Origin of the sequence: Candidatus Vicinibacter affinis, from assembly GCA_016714365.1 — a bacterium.
GTDB lineage: Bacteria > Bacteroidota > Bacteroidia > Chitinophagales > Saprospiraceae > Vicinibacter > Vicinibacter affinis.
In genome coordinates, this window is the sequence record JADJNH010000007.1 from 133,439 (window position 1) to 150,118 (window position 16,680).

The following is a 16,680-nucleotide window of genomic DNA, read 5'->3' on the forward strand; positions in this document are numbered from 1 at the left end:
TATCTGTTTTCAAAAAAGATGTCTGCTTTGGCAATCATCTGAAGATTTTAAAGTTTATTTGAATTTTCCTACATGAAAGCCTTTGCCGCAATATTTCTTTTTTTGGCGCTTAATACCTTCTCGGGTGCACAGAATTTACCCAAGATCTGCCCCACTCCTTCCTACATGACGCCTACTTGCGCAGAAGCTTGTTTGATATGTGACATTAATGGTTTTACCGGCCGGAATACCAGCACGCTTCCTGGCGAGCTCCCTCCAGATTTTTGTACGACCGTAAAACACAATGGACAATGGATTGCTTTTATGGCAAGTTCCACCAATTTAAAACTCAATCTGGCAGTAAGTAACTGTGTAAGATCCGATGGACTTGAAGTCGGGCTATATGAAAGTACAGATTGTAAAAAATTTACACGCATTTCCAATTGTGACGGAGATGTTTTAGAGAACACTTCTACCACGCTAACCATCACCAAAAACCTGGTTATCGGAAATTATTATTATTTGGTCATTGACGGAAACAGAGGTGACATTTGTGATTACAAGGTTACCATCGTAGAAGGCAGCACAAAAGTTTCTCCATTAAGTTTTTCAGGAGACATCACCGGTCCTTTGGAAATTTGTCAGGGAATCCAACAAGAATATCAGGTGAGTCCTGTGAATGGCGCAGCCTGGCAGCAATGGACTTTGGATGGGGTGGCTTTGGGAACAGGATCAACTAAAAATATAAATTGGGACATCGCAGGAACTTTTGAATTGTGTGTAAAAGCGATTAATGCATGCGATGAAGGTGATCCCAGCTGTATAAAAGTAAAAGTCAATCCACGAAAAGATACGATGATTACAAGATCCGTTTGTGAAGGCGATTCTCTAATCATCAATGGGACCCATTATTCAAATGCTGGTAATTACCGAATACTGTTGACCTCAGAAAACGGATGCGACAGCGCTGTTCAACTGGAACTGAAAGTGAATTCAACCCAACAACAACAGGTAAATTTTTCAATTTGTGAAGGCGATACACTGAGACTGAATGGAAAATCCTATTGGACGGCAGGTACCTTCACCGATCGTCTTGCAAATATCTTTGGTTGTGACAGCTTGCTTAATCTGACAGTTAAATTAATTCAATGCAACATCCAGGGAGACCTTTTCGCAAAAAATGCATTATGTCACCAGGGAAGTACAGGAAGTTTATTTTTCTTAATCACTCAAGGCACTCCTCCGTTTAACTATTCCTATAATAAAATTTCGGATCCGGGAATTAATGGAAACGGCATTATCCAAAACATTGGTGACAGTGTCCTTATTCAAAATTTAAGTGCAGGTGATTACATCATCAGCATCACCGATAACTATGGAAACCGAAGAGTTTTCTTCGGCAAAGTTTCCGAACCGGATGTAGTTCAAATCGAAAATATCCTTTCTGACTATAATGGATTTGAAATTGCCTGCAATGGACAATCTTCCGGTTGGATTGAGGCTAAAGGAATTGGCGGAACCGGTCCATTTTCATTCCGTTGGAACACCAAGGATGTCACCTCCAAAATAACAAATTTACCGGCAGGCTCTTATCAGGTAACCATCACTGATCAAAATGGATGTACACTCACAAAATCTTACCTGTTAAATGAACCGCCGCCCCTACTTCTAAATGCTCAATTTCAGAATCCAAGTTGTGAGGATGCTTCCAGTGGAACCATAACTATCAATCAATTGATCGGTGGAACAACGCCCTACAAAAAGTATTTGGATGGTGGTAATTTTTCTACTGAAAATATTTTTTCTGGACTCCAGGGAGGAAGACATATCTTAATCATCGAAGATGCAAATAGGTGCAGAGATTCTGTAGAAATTATCTTGCATACACCCGAACACAACAACATTCAGTCAAAGGATGAATATACGATTGACCTCGGTGATTCTGTTCAGCTGTTGGTAAATCGACAACTCGAACCCGCTACCTGGAAATGGACTCCGGAGGAATTTCTCTCGTGCAATGATTGCCCCGAACCATTTGCCAAACCTATTAATGACATAAATTATTCACTAAAAACCATTTCTGTAGATGGTTGCGCTGACAGTCTCCTCATCAGAATAAAAGTATTAAAAAACAGAAACGTTTTTGCTCCAAATGTTTTTAGTCCCAATGATGATCAGATAAATGATTGGTTCAAATTGTTTGGATCAAATCAAATTCGAAAAGTAGAATACTTAAAAATATTTGATCGTTGGGGCGGAATGGTTTACCAAAATAAAAATTTTGATTTCTATCAGGAGTCACAATGGTGGAATGGAAAGGTGAACGAACAGTTGGCTTTACCGGGTGTGTATGTGTGGATTTCAGAAATTGTTTTTCTGGATGGGGAGCATTTAATTCTGAGTGGAGATCTCTCTCTTGTAAAATAATATTACCTCCCTAAATACACCAGTAAAACAGAAATGTCTGCAGGAGATACACCACTGATTCTGCTTGCCTGACCAATGGTAACCGGTTTGATTTTGCTTAGTTTGGTTTTTGCTTCATTGGAAAGCGCGCTGATTCCATGATAATCATATTCGGGATTTATTTTGAGTGACTCAAGCCTGGACATTTTATCAACCATTTCCTGTTCTTTCCTGATATAGCCTTCATATTTCAGATTGATCTGAATATGCTCAAGGGATTCTTCATCCATACCTAATGTTGCATCCCGGAGGGCATCATGATGGTTGATTAAATCTTTTAATGTTACATTAGGACGAGTCAGCAACAAACTCAATCTTGATTTTTGTTCAATAGAAGCAGAACCTATGCTTTCCAAATAAGGATTGATCTCTTCAGGCAAAGCGCTCATTTCCTGCAATAACTTTTTGACACGCTGAAAGCAATCTGTTTTTTCTGCAAGCCTGACCATTCTTGCTTCCAGATTTTGCATCCCTATTTTTGCTGCAATTGGAGTCAGACGTTGATCTGCATTGTCTTGCCGCAACAATATTCTGTATTCGGCACGGGAGGTGAACATCCGGTAGGGTTCTTCAGTGCCTTTGTTGACCAAATCGTCTATCAATACACCTATATAAGCTTCAGATCTTTTGAGCACCAAAGGTTCTTCCTCTTTTACCCTCAATGCAGCATTGATACCGGCCATCAATCCCTGGCAGGCGGCTTCCTCATATCCGGTGGTACCATTTATTTGCCCTGCAAAAAATAAATTTCCAATCAAATGGGTCTCCAGGCTTAAACCCAATTGCGTAGGTGGGAAATAATCATATTCGATCGCGTAACCGGGCCTGAACATCTTGACATTTTCCAAACCCGGAATTTTCGTCAGCGCTTTATATTGAACTGCTTCAGGTAAGGAAGAGGAAAATCCGTTTAAGTAAATTTCATGTGTATCCCACCCCTCCGGCTCTACAAACAACTGATGCCTGTCCCGGTCTGCAAATCGATCGATCTTATCTTCGATGGATGGGCAATATCGAGGCCCAAGTCCCTTTATTCGACCCGCAAACATAGGACTCTGGTCAAACCCTGTTCTGAGTATGTCGTGGACTTCCTGATTGGTATAGGTAATGTGACAGCAGAGTTGTTTTTCAGGGATAGCAGTATCTGTATAGGAAAACTTGCCGGGTATCTCGTCACCCTCCTGTATTTCCATTTTATTATAATCCAAAGATCTCCCATCCAATCTAGGTGGAGTTCCGGTCTTCATACGACCAGCTTCGAAACCAAGAGAAACCAATTGTTCGGTGATACCTTTTGCAGCACTTTCTCCGGCCCTTCCACCACCAAACTGTTTCTCTCCGATATGGATGATCCCGTTAAGGAATGTTCCGTTGGTGAGGACCACACAAGTTGATTCAATCTCAAGTCCCATACCGGTTACCACTCCGGTCACTTTTCGGTCCTTTATCAAAAGTCCTGCAACCATATCCTGCCAAAAATCAACCAAAGGATGATCTTCCAGCATTTGTCGCCACTTTTTTGCAAATAACATTCGGTCACTTTGTGCTCTAGGACTCCACATGGCCGGACCTTTAGATCTGTTCAACATCCGGAATTGAACCATGGTATGATCGGTCACAATCCCACTGTATCCCCCCATTGCATCAATCTCACGCACTATCTGCCCCTTAGCCACACCACCCATCGCAGGATTACAGGACATTTGTGCAATGGTCTGCATGTTCATCGTTACCAGCAATACCTTGCAGCCCAAATTGGCGGCAGCTGCCGCTGCTTCACAGCCTGCATGGCCTGCACCGACCACAATCACATCATATTTTGGAAACATAGACATAAAGTCCGCAAAGTTAGAGAAATGTAACCGAATGGATCACTTTACACATACTTCATTGACAAAATGGTTGGTTTATGAAGAATGATCCTACATTTGTTGCTGAATCACAACGGACACCTAAGAACAAAATTCAAGGAATAAAAATTTGAACAGACTTGAACTCCGCTAAGTTAAATTCCTACAATAACCAGAAGCTGTTGCTGGCGGTATCCATTACACTTTTAGTCCTCAAACTCGCTGCTTATTACATTACCGGTTCAGTAGCGGTACTGACAGATGCCCTGGAAAGCATCGTAAATGTGATCGCAGCATTGATAGGCTTGTACAGCTTAAGTTTATCTGCTTTACCCAAGGATGCCAATCATCCATATGGTCATGGAAAGGTAGAGTTTCTTTCTGCAGGAGTTGAAGGTAGTTTGATCATTCTTGCTGGTTTTTGGATTATTTATGAGTGCGTCTACAGAATATTCCATTTTACCCCTCTTCAACAACTGGATCAGGGAATGATCCTTTTGGGAATTTCTGCTTTCATCAATCTGGCCGTAGGTCAATACAGCCTCCGGAACGGAAAGAAAAATAATTCTCTTGCCCTCATTTCAAGTGGCACACATCTGAAGACAGATGCGCTCACCACTTTTGGTTTGATCCTCGGACTGGCTATGGTGTGGATTACCGAGTGGCAATTTTTAGATGCCCTGGTCGCCATTGTCTTTGCCTTGATCATTATTTATTCAGGATTCAGCATCGTAAGAAGTGCCCTTTCCGGAATTATGGATGAGGCAGACGAACAGCTAATTAATCAGATATTAAACGTCCTGAAGGATCACCGCAATGAAAATTGGCTGGACATTCACAATCTTCGGGTGGTGAACTACGCTGGATTTTTCCATATTGACGGACACATTACGGTGCCTAGATATTTTACAGTTGACGAGGCTCATGCCGAACTGGATCGGATAACGGCTGTGTTGGCTAATCATTTTGATGACCGTGTGGAATTCTCCATTCATACGGATGGCTGCATCCCTGAGCAATGCAGTTTGTGCAACAAAGCAGCCTGCCCGGTGAGATCTACTAATTTTGTCAGATCACTCGATTGGAATTATGATTTAGTTATTCAAAATAAAAAACACCGTTTACCGAAATAATCACTTTCCAATTCAATTCCTAAAAATCAACATAATTCAATGGATTTACAGGATTCCCCAAGTACCATAATTCAAAATGCAGATGGGGCCCTTCAGTAAGTCTTCCTGTATTGCCGATGATGGCGATCGCCTCTCCTGCCTTCACATGAGTCCCTGTTTTCTTTAACAAGGCCGAATTATGCTTATAAACCGATATCAGATTATTGGAATGTTGAATAGAAATAGTGTGTCCGTTTTCCAACGTCCAGTCGGATTGGATAATGGAACCGCTCATAACTGCCCTGATAGGTGTATTCTCGGGCGCAATGATGTCAATTCCAAAATGATCCTTCTCAGGTTTGTAATTGGCACCAAGTGTTCCTCTTATGGGGGGCAGAAATCTCATTTCTGACAAATCAACATAAGTGACCGGTTGTGACCTGACCGTTCTCAACGGGTTTGACGGTTGACGAATTACAGCAGATTTGTTGTCTTCATAGGCAACCCTCAGCAAAGAATCCTCTTTAATTCTTGGCACCGGCACAGCAGCCTCCTGCCGAATGTTTACATCTTTGGTTACATCAGAACTGGTCTGGGGATTACCGGTCAATACCCTTTTAATACTGTTGATGTACACTTCTCTGGCAGCCATTTCCTGCTCAAGGGACTCAATTTTCTTCTCCAGGTAAATGTACTCAGCGGTCGATCGTACATTTCCGTACCCGGGGATAAAAGTCTTCAATGGGGTGGCAATCAACAACAAAAGCAACAGAAATCCCACTGCAAAAACTACGGTACTCAGCAATAGATAGACATTTAAAAGCGTGAGCTTGTAACTGGCTACTTCCTCAAAGGTATCTTCCTCCCTAAGGATAAACAGGAACCTCTTGGCCAAATGAGCCTTTACCTGTTGTTTGGTCTTTTTATAGTCAAAAGCCATTTATTAAGCTTTTTTAAAATAAATTTGCGCGAATTATAGTTATATACCGTCTAATTGAGGAAGATCGACCATTAATGAAATTTATCCAAAAATACCTTTTCTACAGTTTTCTTGTAGCCTTTGCTTTAAGTGCCTGCGTCAGCCGGAAGAAAAAAGGAGAAACTTCAGCTTTGGGAAGATTCTACCACAACACCACGGCCAAATATAACGGTTACTTCAATGCTAACGAAATATTACAAAACAGTATTTCAAATCTGGAGAATGCGCACAAAGATAATTACTCCGAAATTTTACCTGTTTTTCCTTACAATGCAGTAGCCAATGCAGATCCTGAAAAAGGCAATCTGGACAAGGCTATTCAAAAAGTATCGGTAGACATCAGCCTGCACAGACCAAGTCACTGGATGGATGACTGTTATCTCATTTTGGCGAAAGCTCAATACCTTAAAAAAGATTTTGAAACCGCTGAAAATTCATTCAAATTCATGCTGGAAGAATTCAAACCTTCCAACCTTATCAAAAATAACAAACGCCTAAGAGAAAAAACGGTCAAAGAAAAAACCAAAGAAAAAGAAAAGATAAAGGAGGAAAAAAAAGAAACCGCTGAAGAAAAAAAGAAACTGGCAAAAAAAACAGCCAAGGAAAAAGCCAAAGCAAAAGCCAGGGCAAAAGAAAAGGCGAAAAAAAATGCCAAAAAGAAAAAAGGTTCTTCCTCCAAATCCACTCCCAAAAAAAATATAGAAAAAACGAAGGACTCACCTGCCACAGAAAGCAATTCCAATTCGTCTGCAACCGAGACCTATGAAGAAATTGCAACACCCAAAAAAACCAAAACACCGGACGTAACAAACGTGGGTTCCAAATTAGTCCCCCACAGACCCGCCTATTGGGAAACCGTTATCTGGTCTGCAAAAAATCTTACAGACAGAGGAAAATATTACGAAGCCAGAGATCTCCTTAAATCCATCCAGGAAGATCCAAATACACCGGAAAAATTGCAGGGAGATTTATACGCCACCTATGCCCATGTTTACCTTCGTGAAAAAAATTACGGCAATGCAATTGTTGCTTTAAAAAGTGCCGTCGCAACAACCAAGAATAAAAAGAAAAAGGCACGTTACGCCTATATTCTTGCGCAGCTTTATCAAAAAGAAAACCGTCCTGCAAGTTCTGATGAATATTATACACAAGTAGTAAAATTAAAACCTTCATACGATCTGAGCTTTCATGCTAAAATGAACATGCTCATCAACAAAGGTATCAGTGGAGAAGAACCTACTCAGGTGGAAAAAGATCTCAGCAGATTGCTGAAAGATCCTAAAAATGCTGATTACGCTCCTGAACTGTATTTTGCATTGGCACAAATCGCCATCAAAGACAACAGAAAGGCCGAGGGCATTCATTACCTCGAACTATGCGTCTGGGATAAGGCACCTGCAAACAATCAGAAAGCGTCCGCTTACCACATGCTTGCAGATCTTTATTTTGATGATCAGAATTATCAAAAATCCAAATACTATTTTGACAGTACACTGATGTCGCTTGCAAAAAATGACGAACGCCGTAACTATGTAAGCAAAATGGTGGCCAACCTCAAGGACATCGCCGAACAATTAGAAATCATTACACTGCAGGACAGTCTCATCAGAATTTCAAAATTAAGCGTAAAAGAAAAACGTGCCCTGGCCATTCAAATTAAAAACAGAGACAAAGCCAAATTGGTACAACCTGAAATTGATCGGCAAGCGCTCGGAATGGATCGGCTTCAAATGGGAAACAACAGCCCCTTTGACAGAAGTATGGTGCAAAACCAAGAAAACCTTCCCAGTGTAGGAGGCGATAAATCCTCAGGCGGAAAGCCAAGTGGATTCTTCGCTTATGATCAGAAAAATATGAATCGCGGAAAAAGTGGTTTTGAACAAATCTGGGGTAACAGGATTTTGGAAGACAACTGGAGAAGATCCAATAAAACCTCCTTTGCATTTCAGGAAGAAAAAACGGCTGACCAAAAAGAAAATGAAACAGACAATTTAGAAGAGGACCTTGCAGCTATTCTGAAAGGAATCCCCGGCAACGACAAAGAAATTCAGGAAGCACATTTAAAGATTCAGGATGCTATGTTTTTTCTGGGTGTCTACTACCGTGAAAAAATTGAACAATACCAAAAATCTAAAGATGCACACGTAGCTTTACTGGATCGCTATCCGGATTTTGAACGCAGGGCAGATGCCTTGTACTATCTCTATCTAAATTGTCTGGATCTAAACGATCAGGGTTGCGCGGCCAGCTACAGCGATCAACTCAAAGATCGTTTTCCGGATTCAAAATATTCAAAAGTCATAAATGATCCCGAATACGCAAAAACCCTGGTAATAAAGCAGGACGAAGTCACGGTGGCTTATACCAAGGCCTACGAACTTTTCACCGCTAAAAACTTCGCCATGGCCAATGAAGTTTTACAAGCCACCAAAACAAAAGCCATCAACAAACATCCACTGCAGGCCAAAATTGCCATGCTTAGTGCCATGTGTTCCGGACAGACAGGTGGAAAAGAAATGTACATGAATGCGCTGCGAGACCTTATCGCCAACTTTCCCGGAACTCCTGAAGAAAGTAAGGCCAAAGAAATTTTACGCTTCCTAAAAGGTGATAATGAAGCCTTCATAGAAATCACTACCCAACAAATCGAAGAATTTCAATTCAAACTCGAAGACGATAAAAACCATTATGCCATTGTCGTATTCTTTGATCCTCCGGAAAAACAATTGGACAAAGCAAAAATTGCCATCTCGGATTATCATGCAAAATATCACCGCACTGAAAACTTAAAAATGTCCAGTGTGGTTCTGGACATCGATAAAAACATCTCGATCATTCTCATCCGTAAATTTGATGACCGAAACAGAGCCATGAAATATTATGAAGGCGTTCAGCGCAACATCAGCGAATACATCCCGGGATTTCAGAATTATGAGACCTATCCGCTGACACCAAACAATTATCGAAAAATCCTCGAACTAAAATCCGTAAAAGAATACCAGGCTTTCTTTAAAGCAAATTACTTCAAATAGTTTTGATATTCTTCTAACTAAAACTGGATTGATAACAACCATGATTTAAAAATGGAATTGTTTGAAAAGCTTCATGAACCTAAGGAGAATTTATTGCCTTTTGACGGAACGGTCCACAACCTGGGCATTTTATTCAATGAAGAGGAAAGTCAACACTATTTCAATTGCCTGTTAAATGAAGTTGACTGGAAACACGATGAAGCCATCATTTTTGGTAAACGGATTCTGACCAAAAGGAAATTCGCCTGGTATGGAGACAAAGATTATGAATATACCTATTCTAAAATCAACCGGCGCGCCCTACCCTGGAACACCACATTAAAAAAGTTAAAAGAACTTGTGGAAAAACACTCAGATGAAAGTTATAATTCCTGTTTGCTCAATTTATACCATAATGGCGAAGAAGGTGTAGCGTGGCATAGCGATGATGAAAAAACATTAAAACCTTTAGGAGCGATTGCCTCGCTCAGCCTTGGTGCTTCTCGCAAATTTTCCTTCCGCCATAAAACCACAAAAGAAGAAATATCCATCAACTTACATGCAGGGCAACTTTTGGTTATGAAAGACAGCACCCAGATCAACTGGCTACACTCTTTACCCAAAACCAAAAAATGTACTATGCCTCGAATCAGTCTGACCTTTAGAACAATAGTTTCCGCGACTTGCGACATAGGTCCCGGTGATGGAATCGGCCGGTTTTAATTTTCGCTACACTAAATAAATCTCACCAATTCCATTTTATTACACTATATTCGCTTAAGAGCAGTAGAACTATCCCATTTTCCTAATATCCTTTTGGTTATCTTTTTTTAACTAAATAATTTATTTACTATGAAGCTCAACAAAATTTTCTCTGCTGGAGCAGAATTTAATTCCGCCCCCCCCCAAAATTCAATTAATTAAATTTGGAAACGCATTTTTATTCTTTATAATAAGCCTCTTTATGCCTGGAATATCTCGCGCCCAAGATACCCTCATCTGTGACAATGGTGGGTTTGAAGATGGGTTTGATTATTATTTTGGAGAAGTAACCAGTTTTCAAACTGGAAGCGACAATTGTACACCTTCTTTTGGGGGTCAACCCGCAACTTGGGTTTCTTCTAGTTTACCCGGTTTCCACAGGTTTAGTATTGTATCCAGCGGAACCGATTCATTGGTCGGTATTCCAATGACAAAATTTGGAAACAAAGCACTCAGGTTAAATCATCCCTATGGTCATAATGACGATTGCACTACAGATTTTGATGTGAATAAAATCGTTAAAAGATTTAAAGTTACACAGACCAATAGGGAATTTACTATTTGGTTTGCTATTGTTTTTGAAAATCCTGGTGCCTCTCATCAAAATTCACAACCCTATTTCAACATTCATTGTGATTTAGCTGCCGGCAGTGATTTGTGTTTTGATGCTAATTTACTTTCTTGCGAGCAGAACTTTAGTGATAATTGTTCTTTTGATCCCATTGATGTTTTAAACTGGTCGTGTCATAGAATTTCGATCCCAGAAGATAAAATTGGAAGCATTGCAACCCTTGAAATCTCTTCTTCAGATTGCGGTCATGGTTGTCATTTCGGATATGCTTACATTGATGGCATTTGCGAGGAATGCACCGGAAGCGCTCTGGGTTCAGCAACTCTCTACAATCAACCAATGAATAACCTTGGACAAGGCATTGATAATTTCAGTTGCAATGGCGATACTTTAACTATTTGTGGTGATTACACTTTACCTTATGTTTGTGGAAACTGGATTTTGGATAGCTTTAAGGTTTTTGGAATTTCTACTTACTCTTATTCTTTAGATACTTCCACAAAGACCTTCTGTATTGATATTCCTTCCACTAGTCTCAATGGAAATTGTAAAGACGTTTTTGCAGAATTAAGCTTTAAGTCCGTAACTAATTATATATTAAAAGCAACCAGCAATAAAATTTATGTATGTCCCGAAAATTATGCTAAGTATAACATAACAGTAACAACAGGTATCTGCCAAAACAATGGAACAACAAATCAACTTTCTGATGATTATTATTATGTAAAAGTTATCCTTGCAAATTTTACAAATACTAACTGGACCATGGAACGAGAGTTAAATGATCCCTATCCAAATGAGACTGGTAAGTATATTATAAAAACAGGATCCGGAAATGGGACAATTAATTTAGGACCTTTACTCATACAAGAAGGCAGTTGGATTCTAAGAATAAATGCCGGCTATTGCACTTATGAATATAATATTCTTCCCTCTGACTACTGTTCTGGTTGTGCAACTTTAAGAGGTGCTAAAGTATTTGATATTGGATGTGATAATTCAACCAATCCAAATACCTGGTCCTTTAAAATATTTGTTTTAGATCCGGGACAGGGTGCCAATTTTTATACGATTGACTACACTGGACAAACACAATATTACTTTAATCAAACTTATACTATTAGTGGTCTAACTCAGTCGACAACCTGCTTATCAATTAAAGTAACCCATTCTAATAATTGCCAATCGAACCTTTTAATTTGCCCACCTAAGCCCTGCAATTCTCAATGTAATATTGAAGCTTATTTGCTGAATAGTTATTGTAATGAAGGTAAAACGGAATATTACTTTAATCTAAAGACATCCTCAAGTAGTGGATATATTTGTTGCAATGCATATGAACGCTCAAGTCAAACAAATACTTGCTTTCTTTTACCCAACGGCGCCTTGGGTCCTTTTGATGAAGACATTGAATTGACATTACTCATCAGCAACTCTTCGAATTGCAGTTGTTCCAATCCAAGTTGCTATAAGACCATCTATGTTCCATTTCCTGATTGCAATAATCTTGACTTCAGGACAACTTTTAGCAAATCAGACACTGACAAAGGTGCTGAATTGGAAGTGATTCCTAATCCAGTTCATGATGATTTCATTCGAATTCGATCCAAATTATTAAAAACTGAATTCAAATTATTTGAGCTTTCGGGAAAGGAGATTTTATCAGGACAATTTGAAACTGAAAATTACGAGATAAACATACTAATGCCTTCAGGCATCTATTTCGTTAAGTATTCTGATATTTTCGGAAAAGAAAAGGTAACCAAGTTTATTAAGTTCTAAATTCATCAATAAGCATAGCAATTTACTAAGATTGCTATGCTTATTGATATATATTCAATGTCAAAATTTAAAAAGAATTGTAATTTGTTTATCAAGAGATTTTATTTTATTATACTTGGCACGCTTAGTACAACCTTGGCATTCAATCAATCATTGAATTGCAATAATATTGATACAAGCCAATGTTATACAGTTAAACAATATAGGGACACTAAAATTTTTGTGGAAAAGAAAATCGAAAGTGAAGATACCATATTTTTATATCAAATCCCATTTCTTGCTGATTTGGATAAAGATTGTATTCCGGAAATCATACTATTAGATAATAATTATAATGAACTATTATTTATCAATTCCTTAACTGGCAAGAAAAAAAATAAAATTAAGATTCCAGCTTTATTTCCATTTGGTTCAAAGTTTGCATTAGCGGATTTGAATGGGGATGGTGAGTCTGAGATTGTTGTTTTGGCTGCAAATTCAGGGATAAACCCCCAAGCTTATTTTGGCAGACTATTCTGCTTTCGTTTGGATGGCACACAAATGTGGATGTCTGATAAAAGGGTAGATGTATATAAACAATTCCGTGAAATGCCTGGTGGCGCTATAGGCATAGCTGATTTTAATCAGGATGGAATGCCCGAAGTATATGTTAACAATAAAATATTCAATGGACAGACCGGAGCACTTTTATGTGATGGCGGATCAAATGGGCTTGGTTTGGAATATGCGATAGATTTTGCCCCTGATGGGGTATCTGTGGCCGCTCAATTGGATGATGATGTAAAGGATTTGGAATTGGCTGCAGGATATACTATTTACAAAATGAATCTGACAAACCTAAATGGAAGCATAGGCAATACCATGACTCCGCACAATTTAATGATTAACGGAAAGTTTAGAGATGGATATACCTCAATTGGGGATATTAATGTAGATGGTAAACTAGATGTAGTGGTGACTTCTCCTGGTATTAACAATGAAGCACTGGTATATGCCTATACATTCAACTCAGGTAATCCAAGTTTAATTGCAAAAGCACAAATCCCTGGGAATGATTACTCCGGAATAGGAATGGCTTCTATAAGCAGGCTTGGTAAATTCCCAACTCCTTCCATTTTGTTTACAAGATTTTGTAAAATTTATTCTTTTCATTATAGCGGAAGTATGAATTTAAACTTGGATTGGACAATTACAACAACAGATTCTTCCGGAACTACGGGCATTGGAGCATTTGACCTTAATAGTGATGGCAATCAAGAGGTCATATATAGGGATGAGACCGATTTTCAAATATTCGATGCTTCAACTATTGTTCCAACTATTCTCTTTAGAACACCATGCACTTCATTAACCATTTTAGAATCTCCCTTAGTTGCAGATTTAGATAATACTGGACAAGCAAAAATCTGTGTTCTTTGCGGAAAGAATCGAGATGACAATGTAGGCAAAATGTTCATCTTCGGCTCCCCCGACTCCCTCCCAGGATGGGCGCCTGCCAGAGGCATCTGGAATCAATACGCTTACAATCCCCTCCAGATCAACGACGACCTCACTGTGCCACGCGTACAGAAGAATCAGGCAACTTACATGAATGGTAAGTACAACAACTTCATGCAACAAGAATCTTATGTGGATTCTAATGGCTTTGTTAAAAAACCTGCCGCAAGTCTTACCGGAAAGATCCAATGCATAAACTATGATCCCATCACAAAAATTTACACCATTGCTTTTGATTTATTCAATCGCAAGGATGCTTCTGCAGTGGCAGACTCCAATCTGGCGATTTCTTTTTTTAATGGTGATCCTACCGTTGCCGGAACATTGATCGGCCATTATTATACGCTGAGATCCATTTATCCGGGAGACAGTTTGCTGAATCTGGAATTTAAATTTTCTGCCGGCAATCTTTCAGATCTGTTTATGGTGATCAACTCGGTACGCAATACCCCGGGCACTTTTGGAGATCAAGATTTTCTACAGGCAGAATGTGATTACACGGATAATATTTCCCGTACAATTGATCTTCCGAAGATAGAAAATATTCATGCAATGATTTGCAAGGGATCATCTTATCGGTTTGTGGATACGAGTATCGTGGATGCAGGTAAGTATTATAGCAAGCTAAGTTCTGTGAGAGGATGTGATAGTTTAATTATGATATTGGATCTGACGACAGCTGATACCATTTACATCAATCAATCCATTCAAACTTGCGATGCATATTACTGGAACCATCAGACCTTGACACAGACGGGTATTTATCGCTTTGACACCATTAATCAATTTGGTTGCGACAGCATCGTTAACCTGGATCTAACGATCCTTAAATCCAATGCAACAAACATCAGACACACTGCTTGCGATGCATACAGCTGGAATGGACAAACCTACGATACCGGTGGAATCTATTCGTACAAAACAAAAAATAGTTTCGGTTGCGACAGTACCGTAACACTGGAGCTCACTCTTCACCATTCCGATTCCAACCGTGTGCAAATCGAAACATGCAATTCATTTGTTTGGAATGGAAGGACCTATACACAAAGTGGTGTATATACACTCGACACCGTCAATCAATTCGGTTGTGACAGTGTGGTGCAATTAAATCTCAGCATAAATTCTCAGATCAATAAAACCATAGTTCAAACTTCTTGTGATAATTATAATTGGAATGGACGCAATTACAGTCAATCAGGAATTTATGCGGATACGACACAAAGTTCCAAAGGATGCGACAGCATCACTACCCTGCAACTGACCATCAATAAATCCAACAGTTCGAATACGGCGCACACAACTTGCGACCGCTATGTATGGAATGGAAATACTTATACACAAAGTGGTACATATACTTTTCAAACACAGAATGCAAAGGGTTGTGACAGCACTGCTACTTTGCAACTGACTATTTCAAATTCAAGTCAATCGGTAAGCAATCGTACAAGTTGCGATGAATACAGCTGGAACAATGTAAAGTATACACAAAGTGGAACGTATCCATACAAAACAATTAATTCATCGGGCTGTGACAGCACCGCTACACTCAATCTTGTAATTCATAAATCCGACAGTGTACTGCAAAAACAAACAGCCTGCGAGACATTTGTATGGAATAATGTGACCTACACACAATCAGGAAAATATATTTTTCAGACCACCAATCAATTTGGCTGCGACAGCATCGTTACTTTGGATTTAAACCTAGTTCCATCTACCAAAAAAGATACTTCCATTACCATTTGCGACAGCATAATGTTTCTGGGTAAAAATTTAACAAGTTCCGGAAACTATTCCTTTCCACTAACCAATGCGGCGGGTTGTGATTCCGTCGTAAATCTGAATTTGAATGTGAATGGACAACGTTACATAAATCAAATTGCAAGCTGTGATTCCTATACCTGGCAAGTCAATGGAATCAAATATAACCGCTCAGGAATTTATCAGGAAAAATATACAAACAGTTCAGGTTGTGATTCTATTTATTATTTGGAATTAACCATCCATCCGAAGTATGAATTCACACAACAGGCAGAAGCATGTAAACAATACCGGTGGCCACTCAACAATCAATTGCTTACAGAATCTGGCTTGTACACTATTCCACTCAAAACCCATCAAGGCTGTGATTCCATCCTCAGCTTGAATCTTACGATAAATGAAGATTTTGAAAAGTGGGATACGGTTTTCACAGATACGACCTACATCTGGCCCGTCAATGCACAGACCTATGAAAAGTCAGGAACGTATCAAGAGTCCTTACGTTCGACGGTAGGTTGTGATTCGCTCCACTACTTATACCTGCTTATCAAAAAGAATTATGGAATCTACTATCCGAATGTGATCCACCCAGGTGGGGTGAACAATGGATTTACATTATTCGATGATGGATCGACCATTGCGCAGATCACGAAATTATCAATCTACGACCGCTGGGGATCGCAGGTATGGCAACAAGAAAACTTTACAGCCAATGATCCCTCGCTGGGCTGGGACGGCAGCTTTAAGGGCAAAGCAGTCATTCCGGGTGTATATGTATGGCATGCACAATTGACCTTGCAGGATGGATCGGTGATCTCATGGCAGGGAGAGGTGACGGTGGTGAGGTAAGAATATTGTCTGAACTGGGATTTATGGGATTGTTGGGAGTTATGGGAAGGAATATCTTTTT

8 protein-coding genes are annotated in these 16,680 nt (G+C 39.5%); 6 read left to right on the top strand and 2 right to left on the bottom strand.

The genetic code is table 11. From position 1 onward, the window contains the following. Positions 1-72 precede the first annotated feature (72 nt). Positions 73-2,406 carry a gliding motility-associated C-terminal domain-containing protein gene (locus tag IPJ53_15585; protein ID MBK7800523.1) on the top strand — a complete coding sequence of 778 codons (2,334 nt, stop codon included), beginning with the start codon at positions 73-75 and terminating at the stop codon, positions 2,404-2,406. A 2-nt stretch (positions 2,407-2,408) separates the two neighbouring features. Here the strand turns inward: IPJ53_15585 and mnmG are convergent, their stop codons facing one another. After that, positions 2,409-4,274 (bottom strand): tRNA uridine-5-carboxymethylaminomethyl(34) synthesis enzyme MnmG, encoded by a 1,866-nt coding sequence (mnmG, locus tag IPJ53_15590; protein ID MBK7800524.1) that lies wholly within the window; start codon positions 4,272-4,274, stop codon positions 2,409-2,411. Between the two features lie 161 nt (positions 4,275-4,435). Between mnmG and IPJ53_15595 the strand changes: the two genes are divergently transcribed. Further along, positions 4,436-5,428, top strand: coding sequence for a cation transporter (locus IPJ53_15595; protein ID MBK7800525.1), 993 nt, complete (start codon positions 4,436-4,438; stop codon positions 5,426-5,428). 19 nt (positions 5,429-5,447) lie between these two features. Here IPJ53_15595 and IPJ53_15600 read toward each other — a convergent pair whose 3' ends face one another. Then, positions 5,448-6,347 (bottom strand): M23 family metallopeptidase, encoded by a 900-nt coding sequence (locus tag IPJ53_15600; GenBank protein ID MBK7800526.1) that lies wholly within the window; start codon positions 6,345-6,347, stop codon positions 5,448-5,450. A gap of 74 nt (positions 6,348-6,421) precedes the next feature. Between IPJ53_15600 and IPJ53_15605 the strand changes: the two genes are divergently transcribed. The 4 genes from IPJ53_15605 (at position 6,422) to IPJ53_15620 (ending at position 16,619) form a co-directional block, all read left to right on the top strand. Further along, positions 6,422-9,418 (top strand): hypothetical protein, encoded by a 2,997-nt coding sequence (locus tag IPJ53_15605; GenBank protein MBK7800527.1) that lies wholly within the window; start codon positions 6,422-6,424, stop codon positions 9,416-9,418. 51 nt (positions 9,419-9,469) lie between these two features. Next, a complete protein-coding gene (locus tag IPJ53_15610) occupies positions 9,470-10,120 on the top strand; it encodes an alpha-ketoglutarate-dependent dioxygenase AlkB (protein MBK7800528.1) in 651 nt (216 codons plus the stop codon). Positions 10,121-10,361: 241 nt separating this feature from the next. Continuing rightward, a complete protein-coding gene (locus IPJ53_15615) occupies positions 10,362-12,512 on the top strand; it encodes a T9SS type A sorting domain-containing protein (GenBank protein ID MBK7800529.1) in 2,151 nt (716 codons plus the stop codon). A 57-nt stretch (positions 12,513-12,569) separates the two neighbouring features. Further along, positions 12,570-16,619: a gliding motility-associated C-terminal domain-containing protein gene (locus tag IPJ53_15620; GenBank protein ID MBK7800530.1), complete on the top strand. Its 4,050-nt coding sequence runs from the start codon at positions 12,570-12,572 to the stop codon at positions 16,617-16,619. Positions 16,620-16,680 lie beyond the last annotated feature (61 nt).